We start from the raw sequence: 18,729 nt of genomic DNA, 5'->3' as shown, positions 1-18,729 counted from the left end.
TTTCCCTGATGGAATTCGCTTTGCTCGCCGTGGCCGGCTTTCTGGCTGGCCTGATCGATGCCGTGGCCGGTGGCGGCGGCCTGGTGCAGATTCCCGCGCTGTTTTCGGCGTACCCGAACATCGCACCCGCCACGCTGATCGGCACCAACAAGGTTGCATCAATGTCGGGCACGGCCACCGCGGCGGCGCGCTATGGCCGCACGGTGCGCATCTATTGGGGTGCGACGGCGCCGGCGGTGGTCACCGCATTTGCCTTTTCGTTGCTGGGCGCGTGGGCCCTCACGCATATCCCGGCTGAGCCGTTACGCCGCGCGCTGCCGTTTGTGCTGGCGGTACTGCTGATCTACACGGTGGCCAAGAAGAACCTGGGCGCCGATCACGCCCCCAGCCTCACCGGCTGGCGCGAGCGTGCGGCGGCATTGCTAGCCGGCGCGGCCATCGGTTTCTACGACGGTGTGTTCGGCCCGGGCACCGGCAGCTTTCTGATGATCGTGTTCGTGCGCGTGTTCGGCTACGACTTCCTGCACGCCTCCGCGTCGACCAAGATCGTGAATCTGGCGACCAACGTGGCGGCCTTGCTACTGCTGGCATCGAAAGGGCACGTGTGGTGGCAACTCGGCCTCGTGATGGCGGTGGCCAACGTGGCCGGCAATCAAGTCGGCAGCCACCTCGCGCTGCGGCACGGCAGCCGCTTCGTGCGCAAGGTGTTCATCGTGGTGGTGCTGGCGCTGATCTTGAAGACGGCTTACGACGCGTTTATCCGTTGAGCTGGGTTTCGAGCGCCACCGTGCGCTCGGTGACGACATCGCCCGTGTGCTGCGTGGTCACGGTCTCGATCAGCATGATTCCGCATTCTTCCTCCGCCACCGGAAAATGCCGCACGCCGCGCGGCACCACGCAGAATGCGCCGGGGCCGAGGTGCACGTCGGCGCGGTCTTCGAAGGCGATCTTCAGGTGGCCGTAGACGACGAAGAACAGCTCGTCTTCATTCGGGTGGTCGTGCCAGACGAATTCGCCCTTGAGCTTGGCGACCTTGATGTACTGGTCGTTGACCTGGCCGACGATGCGCGGTGACCAGTAGTCCGTTACCTGTTCCAGCGCCTGTGTGACCTGTACGGTGTGTCCTGCGAGCATGATGCGCTCCGATGTGTGGGGAGGCTCCGAAGATAAGGGCGCGCACCGCGCATGCCCAACCAAACTTTCTAATCGGGCCGATCACGCACGCTAATGCGCGAGGCGTTGTCACTGGTTTGACGTACTGCGGGCCTACGCTGCAAGGTTTCGCTGCCCCTGTCCGCAGACCTATGGCGCTGAGCCTCGACGACATCCGCTCGCTATTCGAGCGCCACGGCGATATTGCCTACAGCGGCGAGCCGGTCACCCAGCTCGACCATGCGCTGCAGACAGCGGCGCTGGCGGAGGCGGCCGGGGCGTCGGATGCACTCATCACCGCAGCGCTGCTGCACGATCTCGGCCACCTGCTGAACCTGCAGGGTGATACCCCGACCGCTCATGGCATCGACGATCAGCATCAGTATTTCGCGCTGCCGTTCCTGCGCGCGGTGTTTCCGGATGCGGTGCTGGAGCCGATCCGCCTGCACGTGGATGCCAAGCGCTGCCTGTGCGCGATGGACGCGCATTACTACGCGCGCCTGTCCGCCGATTCCGTGCGCAGTCTTGCGCTGCAGGGCGGCGTGTTTTCGGCGGAGGAGGCCGAGGCCTTCATGCAACGCCCCTACGCAACGGACGCGCTGCAACTGCGCCGCTGGGATGACCTCGCCAAAGTGGCCGGCCAGTCAACGCCCGATCTTGCGCACTTCCTCGCCACGGCGGCGCGGGTGTCAGTGGCAGCCTAGGCTACGCAGCGTCGCGCCCACGGCTTCGTCCCACGGCGTGTGCGGCTCGGCGCCCAGCGCTTGCACGAGCTTGGCGTTGTCCATGCGCACCGGGTGCTGCCACAGGTAACGCATCTCGCGCATCTCACGCAGCATTTCGGAAAACGGTGACAGCACCGGCAGCGCCCACCACGGGAATGCGCGCGTCTTGACCGGCCGGCCCACGGCACGCCCGATCGATGCGGCCATCTGTGTGCCGTCGGCATCCCAGTGGCCGCGCATGTGGTAGACCGCGAAGTCGGGCAGGCGGTCGCCCAATCCAATCAGGCGCAGCATCGTCTCGGCCACATCCGGCAGATAGGCCCACTGGTGGCCGACGCCCGCCGCGCCCGGGTGCGTGACGGTGTGGACGGGCTTGCCCGGCTTCACCAGTGCGCCGGCAAACCAGGTGTTACCGGTCTGCGGCCCGAAGAAATCGCCCGCCCGCACAATCAGGCTGCGCACGCCGTCTGCGCTAGCGGCCTGCATGCGGCGCTCCAGTTCCACGCGGATCTTGCCCTTGCGGGTGAGCGGCGCTTGCGCGGTGGTTTCACGCAGTACGGGAAAGGTCTCCGGCCCGAAGTTGTACACCGTGCCCGGCAGCACGATGCGCGCGCCCGAAGCCCGGGCCGCAGCGATGGTGTTGTCGATCATCGGCAGCACCAGCCCGGCCCAGTTCTTGTAGCCCGGCGGGTTGACGGCGTGGACGATCAGTTCCGCGCCCTGCGCCGCGCGGACCACGTCTTCGCGCACCATGGCGTCGCCGCGCACCCATTCGAATGCCGCGTTGCGGTTGGCGAGCGCATCGGGATTGCGCTGCAGCGCGCGCACATGCCAGCCGCGGGCCACCAACCGGCGTGCTACCTCGCCACCGATGCCGCCCGTGGCGCCCAGTACCAATGCGATGCGTTTTGCCTGTTCCATGTTCGTGCTCCTAGCTGTGTGAGCGTTGCGATGGAAGGCATTCTGGCGGCGACTGTGCTTCAATGGAATTGTTGATGATGAGCGTGCAGCTATACGAATTTGTATGACCGTGAAACCAGAACCGGGCTGGGAACTGTATCGGACCTTTCTTGCCGTCGTGCGAGAAGGATCGCTGTCGGGTGCCGCCCGCGCGCTGGGGTTGACGCAGCCCACGGCGGGGCGCCACGTCGATGCGCTGGAACAGGCGCTGAGCATGTCGCTGTTCATCCGTACGCAGCAGGGCTTGAGCCCGACCGAGGCCGCGCTGTCGCTACGGCCGTTCGCGGAGTCGCTGGAGGCCACCAGTGCCGCCTTGCTGCGCGCTGCCTCCAGCCAGGGCGAGGGCGTGCGCGGCACCGTGCGCATCACCGCCAGCGAGGTGGTGGCGGTGGAAGTGCTGCCCCCCATCCTCGCCGATCTGCACGTCGCCTATCCGGAGCTGACGCTCGAATTGGTGCCGTCGAATCGCATGGAAGACTTGCTGCGCCGCGAGGCCGATATCGCCGTGCGCATGCAGCCGCCGAGCCAGGGCGTGCTCGTCGCGCGGCACCTCGGTGGCATCGAGCTGGGGGTGTTTGCGCACAAGCGCTATCTGGCGCAGCGCGGCGAGCCCTCCACGCTGGAAGACCTCGCCGCCCACACGCTCATCGGTTACGACAAGGAGAACGCTTTCCTGCGCAGCATGCGTGCGCAGTTGCCGTGGCTTCAGTGCAGCCGCTTCGCGTTGCGTACCGATAGTGACCTGGCCGCGATTGCCGCGTTGCGGGCGGGCTTTGGCATCGGCTTCTGCCAGGTCGGTTTGGCGCGGCACAATCCCGATCTCGTGCGCCTATTTGCGGGCCAGGTGTCGATCACGCTCGATACGTGGCTCGCCATGCACGAAGACTTGCGTGATAGCCCGCGCTGCCGCGTTGTGTTCGACGCGTTGGCGACGGGGCTGCTGCGCTACATCAATGGTAAGTGATCGCGTGTGCGGCTAGCGGTTCTGGCGCAGCGGGTCGAGCAGGCCCTTTAGGCCGTTGTGATCCAACTCTTGCATCAGCGCCAGCAAGCGGCCGATCTGTCCCGGCGGAAAGCCCTCGCGCGCGAACCAGTTCAGATAGTGGCCCGGCAGGTCGGCAATGAGCCGCCCCTTGTATTTGCCGAAGGGCATTTGCGTGGTGACGAGGCGTTGGAGGTCTTCGGGTTGCATGGGCGCTATTGTGCCGCCGATGCCGGCACCCGCGCACCAACATGCTCCAGCAAATGCGCCACAAAACTGGAGAGCTTCGGCAACGGACTGCGATCCTGCCGATACACGATATGAATCGGCCGCGGCTCGGGCGCATAGGCTTGCAGCACGCGCACGAGCCGGCCATTCGCCAAGTCTTCCGCGACGAGCACTTCCGGCTGCAACAGCAGGCCAGCCCCTGCAATCGCTGCCATGCGCAAGCCATGTCCGTCGTTGCACGTGAAGGCCGGATCATCGCGCCATGGCGTGCTGCCATCCCAACCCGCAAGCTGCCAGGCGTTGCGGTTGTTCCACACCATGTGCGAGAGACAGCGATGCTGCGGCAGGTCAGCCGGTGTCTCAGGGCGCCCGTGCCGTGCGAGGTAATCCGGCGATGCGCAGATGACCATCCGATACACGCACAACGGCTTGGCGACCAGATCCGCGTCGCCCAGCGGCCCGATGCGGATGGCGAGGTCGAATCCTTCGTCGACGAGGTCGACCATGCTGTTGCTCAGGTTCAGCTCGACGCGCACTTGCGGATGGGCTTGCTGGAATGTCGCCGCCAATGGCGCGACGACGCATGCGCCAAAGGTGGTTGGCGCACTCACCTTGAGCGTGCCCGACGGCGACGCGCGTAACCGCTCGACAGAGGTCTCCGCCCAGCGGACTTGTTCGAGCACGCGCTTGGCCTCTTCGTAGAACACGCGGCCGGCATCGGTGAGGCTCTGGCGGCGCGTGCTGCGTTGGAGCAGGCGTGCGCCGAGTTGCGCTTCCAGCGCGTTCACGTACTTGCCGACCATCACCGCCGACATCTCCAGCCGCGCCGCCGCCTCGGTGAAGTTGCCGCCTTCGACCACGGCGACGAAGGTTTCCATGCTGCGCAGCTTATCCATATTCCGAACTTCTGATTAGGAATGGTTGAATCTATCACGGCTTTATCGCACGGTGGGTTCGGCGAAGAATGCACACCATTCCAACCGAATCAGCAAAGGAGTTCAGCATGAAGATCGTCGTGATTGGCGCCAGCGGCACGCTTGGCCGCGCCGTGGTGGCGGAACTGGAGCAGGGCGGGGCGCACGAAATCATTCGCGTCGGGCGCACGCAGGGTCAGCATCAGGTCGACATCACCAATGCAGATAGCGTGGCCGCGCTGTTCGACAAGCTGGGCCGTGTGGATGCCATTGTCTCCACCACAGGCAACCTGTTCTTCGGCAAGCTGACCGAGATGACCGCCGCAGACTTCAATGTAGGCCTGCAAGACAAGCTGCTGGGGCAGGTGCGCCTGGCGCTGGTTGGTCAGCACTATCTGAACGACGGCGGCTCAATCACGCTCACCACCGGCATCGTCGGCCAGGAGCCCATCGCGCAGGGCGCCAACGCAACTGCAGTGAACTCGGCGGTGGAAGGGTTCGTACGCGCCGCCGCCTGCGAGCTGCCGCGCGGTATCCGCATCAACGCCGTGAGCCCGACGGTGCTGACCGAATCGATGGATGTGTTTGGGCCATTCTTCCCCGGCTTTGAGCCCGTGCCGGCGGCGCGTGCGGCGCTGGCGTACCGACGCAGCGTGGAAGGCGTGCAGAGCGGCCGGGTGTATCGGGTGGGCTAACCCGGGCGCAGATTCCGCGCAGAGCAAGGTTCGGGGAATGTCCCCCTTGCTCGCGCCGCGTGACTCCTTCTAGACTCCTTCATCCCCGACCCGACGGTCGGTCAATCTCAGACGCGGGCGGGCGCAGACCCGCTGCACTCTAGGAGACGGCATGAAGGTTTCGCGCGCTACCCGCATTGCACTCGCCGTGATGGCGCTGTTGGCCGGCACAGCATTCGCCCAGGTCAAGGTCGGCATCACGGTGTCGGCCACGGGGCCGGCAGCATCGCTGGGGATTCCTGAAAAGAACACCGTGGCGCTGCTGCCCAAAGAGATCGCGGGCAAGAAGATCGAGTACATCGTGCTCGACGATGCGACGGATTCCACCACCGCCGTCAAGAACACGCGCAAGCTCATCACCGAAGACAAGGTCGACCTGGTGATCGGCTCCACCGTCACGCCCAACTCGCTGGCGATGGTGGATGTGGCAGCCGAGAACGAGACGCCGATGATTGCGCTGGCCGCCTCCGCGCGCATTGTCGAGCCGGTGGATGCCAAGCGTGCGTGGGTCTTCAAGACGCCGCAGAACGATTCGCACATGGCCACCGCCATTGCCGAACACATGGCCAACCACGGCGTGAAGACCGTCGCGCTGATCGGCTTTGCCGATGCCTACGGCGAATCGTGGGCGCAGGAGTTCGACAAGGTGGCGACGCTGCGCAAGCTGAAGATCGTTGCCAACGAGCGCTTTGCACGCACCGATACGTCGGTGACGGGGCAGGTGCTGAAGATCGTGTCGGCCAATCCGGATGCCGTGCTGATCGCAGGCTCGGGTACGCCGGCCGCGCTGCCGGAACGCGCGCTGAAGGAGCGCGGCTACAAGGGCAAGCTCTACCAGACGCACGGTGTGGCCAATGCGGATTTTCTGCGCGTGTGCGGCAAGGACTGCGAAGGCACGTTCCTGCCGGCCGGCCCCATCCTCGTGGCCGAGCAATTGCCCGACAGCAACCCGGTGAAGAAGCCGGCGCTGGCCTATAAGACCGCCTATGAGAAGACGTATGGCGGACAGGTTTCCACCTTCGGTGGTCACATGTGGGACGCAGGTCTGTTGCTCGCCAACGCGATGCCGGCCGCGCTGAAGAAGGGGCAGCCGGGAACGCCGGCTTTCCGCAAAGGCCTGCGGGACGCGCTGGAAGCGACGACCAATCTGGCAATTTCGCATGGCGTGATGAACATGAATCCGAAGGACCACCTCGGCCTGGACCAACGCTCGCGCGTGATGGTGGAGATCAAAGACGGTAAGTGGAAGCTGCAGAACTGATCGCGCTGCGCCTTCATCGTCCCACGCAAAACGCACGGTTCGCGCCGTGCGTTTTGCTTTTGGGGCTCAGGCTTCGACCACGCTTTGCGGTACAGGCGCCGCGTTGCCTTCGGGCAGGGCGGCTTGAATCTCGGCGAGATCGGCGTCGCTCAGCTTCAGGTCTGCCGCCCCGAGCAGGCCATCGAGCTGATCCGGCCGCCGTACACCGACGATGGCGCCCGTGACCACCGGCTTGCGCAGCGTCCACGCGATGGCGACTTCCGCCGGCGTCTTGCCGTACCGTGCGCCCACGCCACGCAGCACTTCCACCAGCGCCAAATTGCGTGTCAGGTTGGGCTCCTGGAATTCGGGGCTGCGCTGTGCGCGCCAGTCGTTGGCTGGCAGCGCGGCAATGCGCTCGCGCGTCATGCGGCCCGACAGCAGCCCCGATTGCAGTGGCGAATACACGATGTTGCCGATGCCATGGGCCGCCGTGTACGGCAGGATCGACGCTTCAATGCCGCGCATCAGCAGCGAGTAGGGCGGCTGCAGGGACGCAATCGGCGCCACCGAGCGTGCGCGTTCCAGCTGTGCCGCATCAAAGTTCGACACGCCGATGTGGCGAATCTTGCCCGCCTTGCGCGCCGCGTCCAGCGCCGCGATGGCAGCTTCGATCGATTGCGCCGGCGCACCCGGCGGGAAGGCCGGCCAGTGGATCTGGTACATGTCGATCGCGTCCACGTTCAGGCGGCGCAGGCTCTCGTCGATTTCACGTGAAAGCGATGCGGGGTCGAGCGAATGCGAAATCCGACCCTGCGCGTCCCACACCAGCGAACCCTTGGTGAACACGTACGGGCGCAGGTCTGCGGGCAGTTCGCGCAGCGCGCGCCCGACCACCGCTTCTGCGTGGCCCAGCCCATAGGCGGCAGCCGTGTCGATCCAGTTGATGCCGGCATGCGCGGCGGCTGCGATGGCGCGGAGGGTGTCGCCGTCATCCTGCCCGCCCCAGCCGTATTCCCAGTTGCCGCCGCCCGAGGCCCACGTGCCGAAACCCAAAGGGGAGATGTGCAGATCGGATTGGCCAAGTTGTCGTGTTTGCATGGCGATGTCCTTGTGAGGTGAGGAGAGGAGTCGCCAGTCTAGGCAGCGTCGCCGGGCGGATTAAGTGGATAGAATCGCAAGCACTATGAAGGCCACATTCACAATCGATCCGGACCTGTTGCCAGCGCTCGACGCGCTGCGGCGCGTGGCCGAGGCCGGCAGCTTTACGCATGCCGCGGCAGCGTTGGACGTGTCGACATCGGCGTTGTCGCAGACGATCCGGCGGTTGGAATCGGCACTGGGGGCGCAGCTACTTGCGCGCACCACGCGACAGGTGAGCGTGACAGAGGCGGGGGAGGCGTTGCTCGCGGTGGCGCGGCCGAGTCTCGATGCGCTGTACGGCGCCATGGCGGAAGTGAGCGAACGCGCCACCGAGCCGCGCGGCACCTTGCGCGTGACGGCGTCGCGGGTGGCGTACCAAGCCGTGCTGGAGCCGGCGCTGGCGGCGTTTCTGTCGCGTTATCCGCGTATCGAGCTCGAAGTGTCGGTCGACGATGGTCTGTCCGCCCTCGTTGCAGACCGGTTCGATGTCGGCATCCGCTTTGGTGAGCGTGTGGAGCGCGACATGGTCAGTGTGCCGATCGGGCCGGCGCGGCGCATTGCGGTGGTCGGCAGCCCGGCGTATCTCCAGTCGCACGGCACACCGGAATCGCCCGACGCGCTGCGTGAGCATCGCTGTATCCGCTACCGCTTTCCGAGCAGCGGCGCGCTATACGCGTGGGAGTTCGGCGAGCCTGGGCCGGGCGGGGCGATCCAGACCGTGGATGTGGCGGGCGGCCTCGTGACCAACGACGTGCTGGCGATGGTCGGCGCAGCGCGGCAGGGCATTGGCCTGGCGCATGTGCTGGAAGACCTCGTCGCCGAGGATTTGGCGACCGGACGCCTCGTCCGTGTGCTCGAAGCGTGGTGCCCGACCATGTACCGCTTTCATCTCTATTTCCCGCGCACGCCGCAGATGCCGGGCAAGCTGCGCAGCTTCATCGACTTCCTCCGCACCCGCGCTGGCGATCCGCCAGCACTTTGATGTGTTTCACGTGAAACACAAACACTGCGGAACGAGCGCTGCATGTTTCACGTGAAACACGAAATGCGGCTGAATTTCGCCTCGATTGCCGCATCGTCGAACTGTGGGGTAGCTGCGCGACTTATAATTCCGCTTCTCCAAATTTCCGATGCCTCCACGCGAGGAGGAAGCCATGCTGTATCCAATTGAATTCGATGTGATCGTGGTGGGCGGCGGACACGCCGGCACCGAGGCCGCCCTAGCGGCGGCGCGCATGGGTTGTCAGGCCCTGCTGCTGACGCACAACATCGAGACGCTGGGGCAGATGAGCTGCAACCCGTCGATCGGGGGCATTGGCAAGGGCCATCTGGTCAAGGAAGTGGATGCGCTGGGCGGGGCCATGGCCATCGCCACGGACGAGGGCGGGATCCAGTTCCGCATCCTCAATTCCAGCAAGGGGCCGGCCGTGCGCGCCACCCGTGCTCAGGCGGACCGTGTGCTGTACAAGGCGGCGATCCGCCATCGCCTGGAAAACCAACCGAATCTGATGCTGTTCCAGCAGGCCGTCGAAGACTTGCTGGTGGAAGGCGATCGCGTGGTTGGGGCAGTGACGCAGGTGGGTGTGCAGTTCCGTGCACGCGCCGTGGTGCTGACGGCCGGGACGTTCCTCGACGGCAAGATCCACGTGGGCCTCAACAACTACACCGGTGGCCGCGCGGGCGACCCGGCGGCGGTGTCGCTGTCGGCGCGCCTGAAGGAATTGAAGCTGCCGCAAGGGCGCTTGAAGACCGGTACGCCCCCCCGGATTGATGGCCGGACCATCGATTTCTCGGTGCTGGAAGAACAGCCGGGTGACCTCGATCCGGTGCCGGTGTTCTCGTTCATGGGCCGTGCGGACATGCATCCGCGCCAAGTACCGTGCTGGGTCACGCACACGAATGAGCGTACGCACGACATCATCCGCGCCGGGCTGGACCGCTCGCCGATGTACACGGGCGTGATCGAAGGGGTGGGGCCGCGCTACTGCCCGAGCATCGAAGACAAGATCCACCGCTTCGCCAGCAAGGACAGCCACCAGATTTTCCTGGAGCCGGAAGGCCTGGCGACCAACGAGTTCTACCCGAACGGGGTGTCGACCAGCTTGCCGTTTGACGTGCAGCTGGACCTGATCCACTCGATGCGCGGCCTGGAAAATGCGCACATCCTGCGCCCCGGCTACGCCATCGAATATGACTACTTCGACCCGCGCGGGCTGAAGGCCTCGCTGGAATCCAAGGCGATTTCCGGTCTGTTCTTCGCCGGCCAGATCAACGGCACGACCGGCTACGAAGAGGCCGCTGCCCAAGGTCTGCTTGCCGGTATCAACGCCGGTCTGCAAGTGCAGGGCAAGGATGCCTGGACGCCGCGCCGCGACCAAGCCTATCTGGGCGTGCTCGTCGACGACCTCATCACCCGTGGCGTGACCGAGCCGTACCGCATGTTCACCAGCCGCGCCGAATTCCGCCTGAGCCTGCGCGAAGACAACGCCGACATGCGCCTGACCGAAGCCGGCCGCCAGCTTGGTGTGGTCGACGATGCACGTTGGGACGCATTCAACCGCAAGCGCGACGCTGTTTCACGTGAAACAGAGCGGCTGAAGTCGACCTGGGTGAATCCGGCAACGTTGCCGTTGGCGGACGCCGAGCCAGTACTGGGGAAGGGCATCGAGCGCGAATATGCGCTGGCCGATCTGCTGCGCCGCCCGAACGTGACGTACGAATCGCTGATGGACATGCAGGGCGGTAAGTACGCGCCCGAAGCACCATTGGCCGAAGACCCGCTTGAGGCCGAGTTGGTCCGCGAACAAGTCGAGATCGGCATCAAATACCACGGCTACATCGCCCGCCAAGCGGACGAGGTGGAGCGCCTGGGCGCGAACGAGAACACTCGTTTGCCAGCCGATTTTGACTACTCGCAGGTGCGCGGCTTGTCGATCGAAGTGCAGCAGAAGCTGGCCAAGCACAAGCCCGAGACCATCGGGCAGGCGTCGCGTATCTCTGGCATCACGCCGGCGGCGGTGTCGCTGCTGCTGGTGCACCTGAAGAAGGGTGTGCTGCGCGGCCAAGTCGGCCCGCGTACGACGGAAGAAGGCGAGGCCGCTTGATGGCGAATGCACTGACCGACGCCCGATTGGAACTGGAAGCCGGCGCCCGCGCACTTGGCCTGTCGCTCGACGATGTGCAGCTGGATCGGCTGTTGGCGTACCAGGGGCTGCTGGCCAAGTGGAACCGCGTCTATAACCTGACGGCCATCCGCGATGCGGGCGACATGCTCACGCATCACCTGCTGGATTCGCTGTCGGCCGTGTCGCGCATTGCTGAACTGGCGCGCCGCGCGCAGCCCGATGCGCCGCGCGTGCTGGACGTCGGCTCCGGTGGCGGCCTGCCCGGTATCCCGCTCGCCATCGCCTTCCCGGATGTGAGCGTCACGATGGTCGACATCGTTCAGAAGAAGACCGCCTTCCTGACGCAATGCCGGGCCGAACTCGGTCTGACGAATGCCCAATCGCATTGGGGCCACGTGGAAAAGCTGGCCGATGCGACTGGCTACGGCGTGATCACGTCGCGCGCCTTTGCCGAGCTGGTCGATTTCGTCAATCTGGCCGGCCATTTGTTGGCCGCGGGCGGCCGCATGGTCGCCATGAAGGGCGTGCGCCCGGATGCTGAAATCGAACGTCTGCCCGCCAGCTGGACCGTCGAAGCCATCGAACGCCTGACCGTGCCGGGGCTGCCGGCCGAGCGTCACCTGATCATCCTCGCGCCGTCGGCGTGAGTGAACGTTGTAGCGAGTCATTCACCGCAGAGGAGTCATGTCGAATATTTTCGTGATCGCCAACCAGAAGGGTGGGGTCGGCAAGACCACCACCACGGTGAACCTCGCCGCAGGCCTGGCTGCGCAAGGCCAGCGCGTGCTGCTGGTCGACCTCGACCCGCAGGGCAATGCCTCGATGGGCTCGGGCATCGACAAGCACACGCTGGAATTCAGCGTCTATCAGGTGCTGGTTGGCTTGGCGACCATCCCGCAGGCGCGTCAACGCTCGGAAGCGGGCCGCTACGATGTCCTGCCGGCTAACCGTGATCTCGCCGGCGCCGAAGTCGAACTGGTCGACCTGGAGCATCGCGAAAACCGCCTCAAGCTTGCGCTGGCCGAGGTGGATGCCGAATACGACTTCGTCCTCATCGATTGCCCGCCATCACTGTCGCTGCTGACGCTGAACGGCTTGTGCGCGGCGCACGGTGTGGTCGTACCGATGCAATGTGAGTACTTCGCGCTCGAAGGGCTGTCGGATCTGGTCAACACGATCAAGCAGGTGCACGCCAACCTGAACCGCGATCTCAAGGTGATCGGCCTGTTGCGTGTGATGTTCGACCCGCGCGTGACGCTGCAGCAGCAGGTGTCGGCGCAGCTCGAGTCGCACTTTGGGGACAAGGTCTTCAAGACGATGATCCCGCGCAACGTACGCCTGGCCGAGGCGCCGTCGTATGGCATGCCGGGCGTGGCGTTCGACCCTGCGTCGAAGGGCGCCAAGGCCTACCTGGATTTCGGCGCCGAGATGATCGCGCGCGTGCGGCACATGGCCGAGCAGCCAGCCTGAGCGCAAGAGGAACAACAATGAGCACGATGAAGAAAAAGGGATTGGGCCGCGGCCTCGAAGCGCTGCTGGGCAGTCCCGCTGAGATTGTCGAAACCCTCAAGCAAGAGGGCACGCCGACCGTGCTGAAGCTCGAGCAGATGCAGCCGGGCAAGTACCAGCCACGCACCCGCATGGACGAGGGCGCGTTGCAGGAGCTGGCCGCGAGCATCCGCGCACAGGGCCTCATGCAGCCGATCCTGGTGCGCAAGATTGAGTCCGACGGCCCCAAGCCCAAGTACGAAATCATTGCGGGTGAGCGCCGCTTCCGCGCTTCGCGCCTCGCCGGTCTGACCGAAGTGCCGGTGCTGGTGAAGGACGTGCCGGACGAGTCGGCCGCTGCCATGGCGCTGATCGAAAACATTCAGCGCGAAGACCTCAACCCGCTGGAAGAAGCGCAGGGCATTGCGCGCCTGGTGCGTGAATTCCAGTTCACGCATGAGCAGGCGGCGGAATCGGTGGGGCGTTCGCGCAGTGCCGTGTCGAATCTGCTGCGGCTGCTCAACCTCGCCCAGCCCGTGCAGACTATGCTGATGGCCGGCGATATCGATATGGGTCACGCCCGTGCGCTGCTTGCCGTGGATAGCGCGACGCAAATCCTGTTGGCCAACCAGATCGTCAACAAGCGCCTGTCGGTGCGCGAAACGGAGAAGCTCGTCGCACTGACGCTCAAGCCGTTCGAGCTGAAATCGCTCAAGCAGAAGGGCGGCCATCAGGCTGGCCGAGATGTCGCCCGCTTGGAAGAAGAGTTGGCAGACACGCTCGGCTTGGGCGTGCAGATCAAGCTGGCGGCCAAAGGGCGCGGCCAGTTGACCGTGCAGTTCGCCAGCCTCGATGAGTTCGATGGTCTGCTCGCGCGTTTGCGCCCGGACGGCGACGACGAAGCGGCAGCTTGAACCTGCGCGGCCTGCGACAGTTTGCCGCAGGGGAGCTAAGCCGCCTAGCTACGCCATCTCCAAGCACTGAGCCGCACCAACTTGGTGCGATTACCTTCTACGTCATCGACGCTGTGCGCGGTCGACGCCATCATGGAATCGACGGGGTACCGCCGTAATCAGGCGGATTCGGTGCCCCGCCAACAGCACGTCATTGCAGTCCGAGCGAAGAACGCAACGACTGAAAGTGCTGTCGAAGGCGCCCGCACGACCGTTCGCTTGCGCGTTGACTGGCGAACACCATGTCCCGTAAAATCGTGCGGTTTTAAATCCGCCTGACCCAAAGCGGTGCGGCATGATGAAAGACCATTCTTCCATGCAGCCAGCCAACCGTCGACGGTCCGATTCTTACGCTTCGTTAGAAGCCGCCCGACCTCAGTCGGCGCAGGCTCCGAAGCCTGCTGATTGGGACGACGACGCAGAGAAGGCGGAACCGCCGGTGCATGTGCTTTCGCATGACGAAGCGGTGGCCATGTTCGGCGAACAGGCACTGCGGGCTTCGCGCATCACGCCGCTTTCCATCGTGCTCGGCCAGTTGGCCATCACACTGTTGTGCGCGCTCGGTTGGTATGTCGGCAGTTGGTTCGCAGGCACGGGCGCTGCGTCAGCCGCGAAGGATGCAAATGAGGCTGCGCTGTCGGCCCTGTTGGGTGGCGGCGTGTGCGTAGTGCCTTCGGCATGGTTCGCGATGCGGCTGTCGACGGCCAAGGGGTTCGAATCTATCGCCCGGCTGGTGGTGGGCGAAGCGATCAAGGTGCTCGGCACGGTCGCGTTGCTGGTGATCGTGGTGGTGATGTTCAAGGGGCTGCATTGGCCGCCCTTGCTGATCACACTGATCCTGGCGCTCAAGATGTACTGGGTTGGTCTCGCATTGCGCTGACGGCGTGATGATGGGCCCCAAACCTGCCGCCATGCAGCAGGTGCGAGCGAGGTGTCGGAAGATGGCAAGACCGAGCGGCAGGAGAGGCCCCGGTTCATTGCGCTGACACTCCGCAAGAATAAGGTGGCATGTTCAGGCCGCGTGCAGTCCGCGATCTCCGGGGCAACCTGTGGAGCATCGGGCGCGAGTTGGAACAGGTCACGAAGAATGTTTCGCAATATTGGACTGAATCATCATGGCAACTGAAGTCGCAGAAGCCGCCGGCCACGCCGCCGAGCACGCTCTCACGCCTTCCGCGTATATCGCGGAGCATTTGCAGAATTTCAATAGCATCGGTGGCAAGCAAGCCTCCGTCGTCGACTTCTCCGTCATCAACTGGGACACGATGTTCTGGTCCGTGTTGATGGGCGCCATCGGCATCATCTTCCTCGCCATGGCCGCGCGCCGTGTCACCTCTGGCGTTCCCGGTCGTTTCCAAGCCTTCGTTGAACTCGTCGTCGAGATGGTCGACGACCAGGCCAAGGGCATCATCCACGGCGATCGTTCCTGGATTGCTCCGCTGGCGCTGATGGTCTTCGTGTGGGTCACGCTGATGAACGCGGTCGACTTGATCCCGGTGGACTGGGTCACGGGCGTCAACCACCTTCTCGGCACCTTCGGTATGCACGTGCCGCACCACCGCGCGGTGGCCACGGCCGACCTGAACGGCACCTTCGGCATGTCGTTCGCTGTGCTGATCCTGATGATCTACTACAGCTTCAAGATCAAGGGTGCGGGCGGCTTCGCACACGAGCTGCTCTCCGCCCCGTTTGGCGCCAAGTGGTACCTCGCGCCGTTCAACCTGATCCTCAACATCATTGAATTCCTCGCCAAGGCTGTGTCGCTGGGCATGCGGTTGTTCGGCAACATGTACGCGGGCGAACTGGTGTTCCTGCTGATCGCGCTGCTTGGCTCGGTCTGGACGTTCGGTGCTGACACGTCGGCGCTGGGTTTCGTGGGTCACGTGGTGGCTGGTGCAGTGTGGGCGATCTTCCACATCCTGATCGTGCTGCTGCAAGCCTTCATCTTCATGATGCTGACGCTGGTGTATATCGGCCAGGCACATGAACACCACTAAGTAGTTGCGGTTCAGGTTCTCCGGTTCCGTTTGATTTTTTCAAGTTCTCAAGTTCTTAGTCTTTCACGTAAAAGGGAGTCATCATGCAAGCATTTCTCGCCAACATCCAAGGTCTGACCGCCATCGGTATCGGCATCATCATCGGCCTGGGTGCCATCGGCGCCTGCCTCGGCATCGCACTGATGGGTGGCAAGTACATCGAAGCCTGCGCACGTCAGCCTGAACTGATGAACCCGCTGCAAACCAAGATGTTCCTGCTGGCTGGCCTGATCGACGCGGCATTCCTGATCGGCGTTGGTGTGGCCATGCTGTTCGCGTTCGCCAACCCGCTGCTGTCGGTCATCCGCTAAGTCTTTTCGGTCTGCATGATGCCGGAGGCGGCCAGGGTGAAACGCAACGCGTGACCCTCGCCGCTTCGTGCATTGATCCGTAGTCTCAATACCGAAAGGAACACACCATGAACCTGAACGCCACACTCGTCGCGCAGATGGTCGTGTTCTTCATCCTGTGGTGGGTTGTTGCCAAATTCATTTGGCCGCCCCTGGTGAAGGCGCTCGACGAACGCGCGAAGAAAATTGCCGATGGCCTGGCCGCTGCCGATAAGGGCAAGGCTGAGCTGGAGCTGGCCAACAAGCGGGTCGAGCAGGCACTGACCGAAGCGCGCAATGAAGGCGCGCAGCGCATCGCGGACGCTGAAAAGCGTGCCCAGATGAGCGCCGACGAGATCAAGCAAAACGCCCAAGCCGAAGCCGCGCGCATCATCGCGCAAGCCAAGGCAGAAGCCGAGCAGCAAACCGTGCGCGCGCGTGAATCGCTGCGTGACCAGGTTGCCACGCTGGCCGTCAAGGGCGCCGAGCAGATCCTCAAGCGTGAAGTCAATGCGCAGGTCCATGCCGATCTGCTCAATCAACTCAAGGCTGAGCTGTAATCATGGCAGAACTCGCAACCGTTGCCCGTCCGTACGCAGAGGCGCTGTTCCGCGTGGCGAAGGCCGGCAATCTGGGTGCATGGTCTGAGCTCGTGTCGGAAATGGGGCAAATTGCCGCCGTGCCCGACATGAAGGCAGTCGCCGATGATCCGAAGCTCTCCAAAGCCGATGTGGCGGGGATCTTCCTGTCGGCGTTGAAATCTCCGGCATCGCATGAGGCGAAGGAACTGGTTGGCCTGCTGGTGGCCAACAAGCGCCTGTCGCTGCTGCCGGAAATTGCCGCGCAATTCCATGTGCTGCGGAATGCCAGCGAAGGCGCCGCCGACGTCGAGATCACCAGTGCGTTCCCGCTTGAGGGCGCGCCTCTGACCGAACTGGTCGCCACGCTCGAACGCAAGTTCGGCAAGAAGCTGCAGGCTCACGTGAGCGTCGATCCTTCGTTGATCGGCGGCGTGCGTGTGCAGATTGGCGACGAAGTGCTCGACACCTCGGTGCGCGCGCGCCTGACGCAGATGCAGTCTGCGCTGACCGCCGCGTAATGCTGTTTCGTGTGGCCGGCTAAATCGACGAGACGCCGCCCGCGAACCAGATTGAAGAATTAGGAGCATTCGATGCAACTGAACCCCTCCGAGATCAGCGACCTGATCAAGACCCGTATCGAGGGCTTGAAGGCTGGCGCTGACGCAAAGAACACCGGCACGGTCATCTCCGTGACGGACGGTATCTGCCGCATTCATGGCCTGTCGGGCGTGATGCAAGGCGAAATGCTGGAATTCCCGGGCAACACGTTCGGCCTCGCGCTGAACCTCGAGCGCGACTCCGTCGGCGCCGTGATCCTGGGTGACTACGAGCACATTTCCGAAGGCCAGGAAGTCAAGTGCACGGGCCGCATTCTGGAAGTGCCGGTTGGCCCGGAACTGCTGGGCCGCGTGGTCAACGCGCTGGGCCAGCCGATCGACGGCAAGGGCCCGATCAACGCCAAGAAGACGGACGTGATCGAGAAGGTCGCCCCTGGCGTGATCGCACGTCAGTCGGTGAGCCAGCCGGTGCAGACCGGTCTGAAGTCGATCGACGCAATGGTGCCGATCGGCCGCGGCCAGCGTGAGCTGATCATTGGCGACCGCCAGACCGGCAAGACCGCCGTGGCCGTCGACGCCATCATCAACCAGAAGGGCAAGGGCATCTTCTGCGTGTACGTGGCAATCGGCCAGAAGGCTTCGACGATCGCCAACGTGGTGCGCAAGCTGGAAGAGCACGGCGCGCTGGAATACACGATCGTGGTGGCTGCTGCCGCTTCCGACTCCGCTGCCATGCAGTACCTGTCGGCCTACGCCGGCTGCACGATGGGCGAATACTTCCGCGACCGCGGTGAAGACGCCCTGATCGTGTATGACGATCTGACCAAGCAAGCTTGGGCGTACCGTCAGGTTTCGCTGCTGCTGCGCCGTCCGCCGGGCCGTGAAGCCTACCCGGGCGACGTGTTCTACCTGCACTCGCGTCTGCTGGAGCGTGCTGCCCGTGTGAACGCTGACCACATCGAAAAGATCACCAACGGTGAAGTCAAGGGCAAGACCGGTTCGCTGACCGCACTGCCCGTGATCGAAACGCAGGCCGGCGACGTGTCCGCGTTCGTGCCGACCAACGTGATCTCGATTACCGACGGCCAGATCTTCCTGGAAACCGACCTGTTCAACGCTGGTGTTCGCCCCGCTATCAACGCCGGTATCTCGGTGTCGCGTGTGGGTGGTGCTGCGCAGACCAAGGTCGTCAAGAAGCTGTCCGGTGGTATCCGTACCGACCTGGCCCAGTACCGTGAACTGGCTGCGTTCGCGCAGTTTGCTTCCGACCTGGACGAAGCGACCCGCAAGCAGCTCGAGCGCGGCCGCCGCGTGACCGAACTGCTCAAGCAGCCGCAATACCAGCCGCTGCAAGTGTGGCAGCTGGCCGCGTCGCTGTACGCAGCCAACAACGGCTTCCTCGACAACGTGGACGTGAAGGACATCCTGGCTTTCGAAAAGGGCCTGCACGACACGCTGAAGACGAAGTACGCCGATCTCATCAACCGCATCGAAGATACGAAGGATCTGTCGAAGGACGATGAGGCCGCTCTGCGTGCCGCGATCGAGGATTTCAAGAAGTCCGCCGCGTTCTAACCGCGTC

The 18,729-nt window shown here is 64.2% G+C and carries 21 protein-coding genes; 16 read left to right on the top strand and 5 right to left on the bottom strand.

Features of this window, described 5'->3' with window-relative positions:
• Positions 1 to 8 precede the first annotated feature (8 nt).
• A complete protein-coding gene (locus tag ACN9M1_RS15930; RefSeq protein ID WP_426395876.1) occupies positions 9 to 767 on the top strand; it encodes a sulfite exporter TauE/SafE family protein in 759 nt (252 codons plus the stop codon).
• On the opposite strand, the gene ACN9M1_RS15925 is transcribed toward ACN9M1_RS15930, so the two are convergent.
• Positions 757 to 1,134, bottom strand: a complete 378-nt coding sequence (locus tag ACN9M1_RS15925) for a cupin domain-containing protein (protein ID WP_426395874.1) — start codon at positions 1,132 to 1,134, stop codon at positions 757 to 759. The genes ACN9M1_RS15930 and ACN9M1_RS15925 overlap by 11 nt on opposite strands.
• Before the next feature lie 170 nt (positions 1,135 to 1,304).
• Between ACN9M1_RS15925 and ACN9M1_RS15920 the strand changes: the two genes are divergently transcribed.
• Entirely contained in the window at positions 1,305 to 1,856 is a 552-nt protein-coding gene (locus ACN9M1_RS15920; RefSeq protein ID WP_426395872.1) for a phosphonate degradation HD-domain oxygenase, read from the top strand.
• Here ACN9M1_RS15920 and ACN9M1_RS15915 read toward each other — a convergent pair.
• Entirely contained in the window at positions 1,842 to 2,798 is a 957-nt protein-coding gene (locus tag ACN9M1_RS15915; RefSeq protein WP_426395870.1) for an SDR family oxidoreductase, read from the bottom strand. The genes ACN9M1_RS15920 and ACN9M1_RS15915 overlap by 15 nt on opposite strands.
• A 103-nt stretch (positions 2,799 to 2,901) precedes the next feature.
• On the opposite strand from ACN9M1_RS15915, the gene ACN9M1_RS15910 reads away from it, so the two are divergent.
• Complete coding sequence (locus ACN9M1_RS15910; protein WP_426395868.1) at positions 2,902 to 3,801, top strand: LysR family transcriptional regulator; 900 nt, start codon at positions 2,902 to 2,904, stop codon at positions 3,799 to 3,801.
• Between the two features lie 12 nt (positions 3,802 to 3,813).
• Here the strand turns inward: ACN9M1_RS15910 and ACN9M1_RS15905 are convergent, their stop codons facing one another.
• Positions 3,814 to 4,029, bottom strand: coding sequence for a DUF3820 family protein (locus ACN9M1_RS15905; RefSeq protein ID WP_426395866.1), 216 nt, complete (start codon positions 4,027 to 4,029; stop codon positions 3,814 to 3,816).
• 5 nt (positions 4,030 to 4,034) lie between these two features.
• The gene (gene crgA / locus ACN9M1_RS15900; RefSeq protein WP_426395864.1) at positions 4,035 to 4,943 is read right to left on the bottom strand and encodes a LysR family transcriptional regulator CrgA; all 909 of its coding nucleotides are present in this window, start codon (positions 4,941 to 4,943) and stop codon (positions 4,035 to 4,037) included.
• A gap of 107 nt (positions 4,944 to 5,050) precedes the next feature.
• Here crgA and ACN9M1_RS15895 point away from each other — a divergent pair, with 107 nt between their 5' ends.
• Positions 5,051 to 5,656, top strand: a complete 606-nt coding sequence (locus tag ACN9M1_RS15895) for a short chain dehydrogenase (protein WP_426395862.1) — start codon at positions 5,051 to 5,053, stop codon at positions 5,654 to 5,656.
• A 151-nt stretch (positions 5,657 to 5,807) separates the two neighbouring features.
• Complete coding sequence (locus ACN9M1_RS15890; protein WP_426395861.1) at positions 5,808 to 6,956, top strand: ABC transporter substrate-binding protein; 1,149 nt, start codon at positions 5,808 to 5,810, stop codon at positions 6,954 to 6,956.
• 66 nt (positions 6,957 to 7,022) lie between these two features.
• Here ACN9M1_RS15890 and ACN9M1_RS15885 read toward each other — a convergent pair whose 3' ends face one another.
• On the bottom strand, positions 7,023 to 8,036 hold the full coding sequence (locus ACN9M1_RS15885; protein WP_426395859.1) for an aldo/keto reductase: 1,014 nt from the start codon (positions 8,034 to 8,036) through the stop codon (positions 7,023 to 7,025).
• An 85-nt stretch (positions 8,037 to 8,121) separates the two neighbouring features.
• Between ACN9M1_RS15885 and ACN9M1_RS15880 the strand changes: the two genes are divergently transcribed.
• The 11 genes from ACN9M1_RS15880 (at position 8,122) to atpA (ending at position 18,722) form a co-directional block, all read left to right on the top strand.
• Positions 8,122 to 9,060, top strand: a complete 939-nt coding sequence (locus tag ACN9M1_RS15880) for a LysR substrate-binding domain-containing protein (RefSeq protein WP_426395857.1) — start codon at positions 8,122 to 8,124, stop codon at positions 9,058 to 9,060.
• A gap of 172 nt (positions 9,061 to 9,232) precedes the next feature.
• Positions 9,233 to 11,182: a tRNA uridine-5-carboxymethylaminomethyl(34) synthesis enzyme MnmG gene (gene mnmG / locus ACN9M1_RS15875; protein ID WP_426395855.1), complete on the top strand. Its 1,950-nt coding sequence runs from the start codon at positions 9,233 to 9,235 to the stop codon at positions 11,180 to 11,182.
• Complete coding sequence (gene rsmG / locus ACN9M1_RS15870) at positions 11,182 to 11,850, top strand: 16S rRNA (guanine(527)-N(7))-methyltransferase RsmG (RefSeq protein WP_426395853.1); 669 nt, start codon at positions 11,182 to 11,184, stop codon at positions 11,848 to 11,850. The genes mnmG and rsmG overlap by 1 nt, the downstream gene beginning before the upstream one ends.
• A 37-nt stretch (positions 11,851 to 11,887) precedes the next feature.
• Positions 11,888 to 12,673: a ParA family protein gene (locus ACN9M1_RS15865; protein ID WP_426395851.1), complete on the top strand. Its 786-nt coding sequence runs from the start codon at positions 11,888 to 11,890 to the stop codon at positions 12,671 to 12,673.
• A gap of 17 nt (positions 12,674 to 12,690) precedes the next feature.
• A complete protein-coding gene (locus ACN9M1_RS15860) occupies positions 12,691 to 13,605 on the top strand; it encodes a ParB/RepB/Spo0J family partition protein (RefSeq protein ID WP_426395849.1) in 915 nt (304 codons plus the stop codon).
• A gap of 334 nt (positions 13,606 to 13,939) precedes the next feature.
• The gene (locus tag ACN9M1_RS15855; RefSeq protein WP_426395847.1) at positions 13,940 to 14,524 is read left to right on the top strand and encodes an ATP synthase subunit I; all 585 of its coding nucleotides are present in this window, start codon (positions 13,940 to 13,942) and stop codon (positions 14,522 to 14,524) included.
• Positions 14,525 to 14,759: 235 nt separating this feature from the next.
• Positions 14,760 to 15,641, top strand: coding sequence for a F0F1 ATP synthase subunit A (gene atpB, locus ACN9M1_RS15850; protein WP_426395845.1), 882 nt, complete (start codon positions 14,760 to 14,762; stop codon positions 15,639 to 15,641).
• An 83-nt stretch (positions 15,642 to 15,724) separates the two neighbouring features.
• Entirely contained in the window at positions 15,725 to 15,991 is a 267-nt protein-coding gene (atpE, locus tag ACN9M1_RS15845; RefSeq protein ID WP_013204713.1) for a F0F1 ATP synthase subunit C, read from the top strand.
• Between the two features lie 107 nt (positions 15,992 to 16,098).
• On the top strand, positions 16,099 to 16,569 hold the full coding sequence (locus ACN9M1_RS15840) for a F0F1 ATP synthase subunit B (protein ID WP_048935665.1): 471 nt from the start codon (positions 16,099 to 16,101) through the stop codon (positions 16,567 to 16,569).
• A 2-nt stretch (positions 16,570 to 16,571) separates the two neighbouring features.
• Entirely contained in the window at positions 16,572 to 17,108 is a 537-nt protein-coding gene (locus tag ACN9M1_RS15835) for a F0F1 ATP synthase subunit delta (protein WP_252683590.1), read from the top strand.
• A 72-nt stretch (positions 17,109 to 17,180) separates the two neighbouring features.
• The gene (gene atpA, locus ACN9M1_RS15830; protein WP_426395842.1) at positions 17,181 to 18,722 is read left to right on the top strand and encodes a F0F1 ATP synthase subunit alpha; all 1,542 of its coding nucleotides are present in this window, start codon (positions 17,181 to 17,183) and stop codon (positions 18,720 to 18,722) included.
• Positions 18,723 to 18,729: the final 7 nt, after the last annotated feature.

Origin of the sequence: Ralstonia sp. R-29, from assembly GCF_049913345.1 — a bacterium.
GTDB lineage: Bacteria > Pseudomonadota > Gammaproteobacteria > Burkholderiales > Burkholderiaceae > Ralstonia.
Note: the sequence above shows the minus strand (reverse complement) of the source record. Positions and strands in the feature narration are given on the sequence as shown.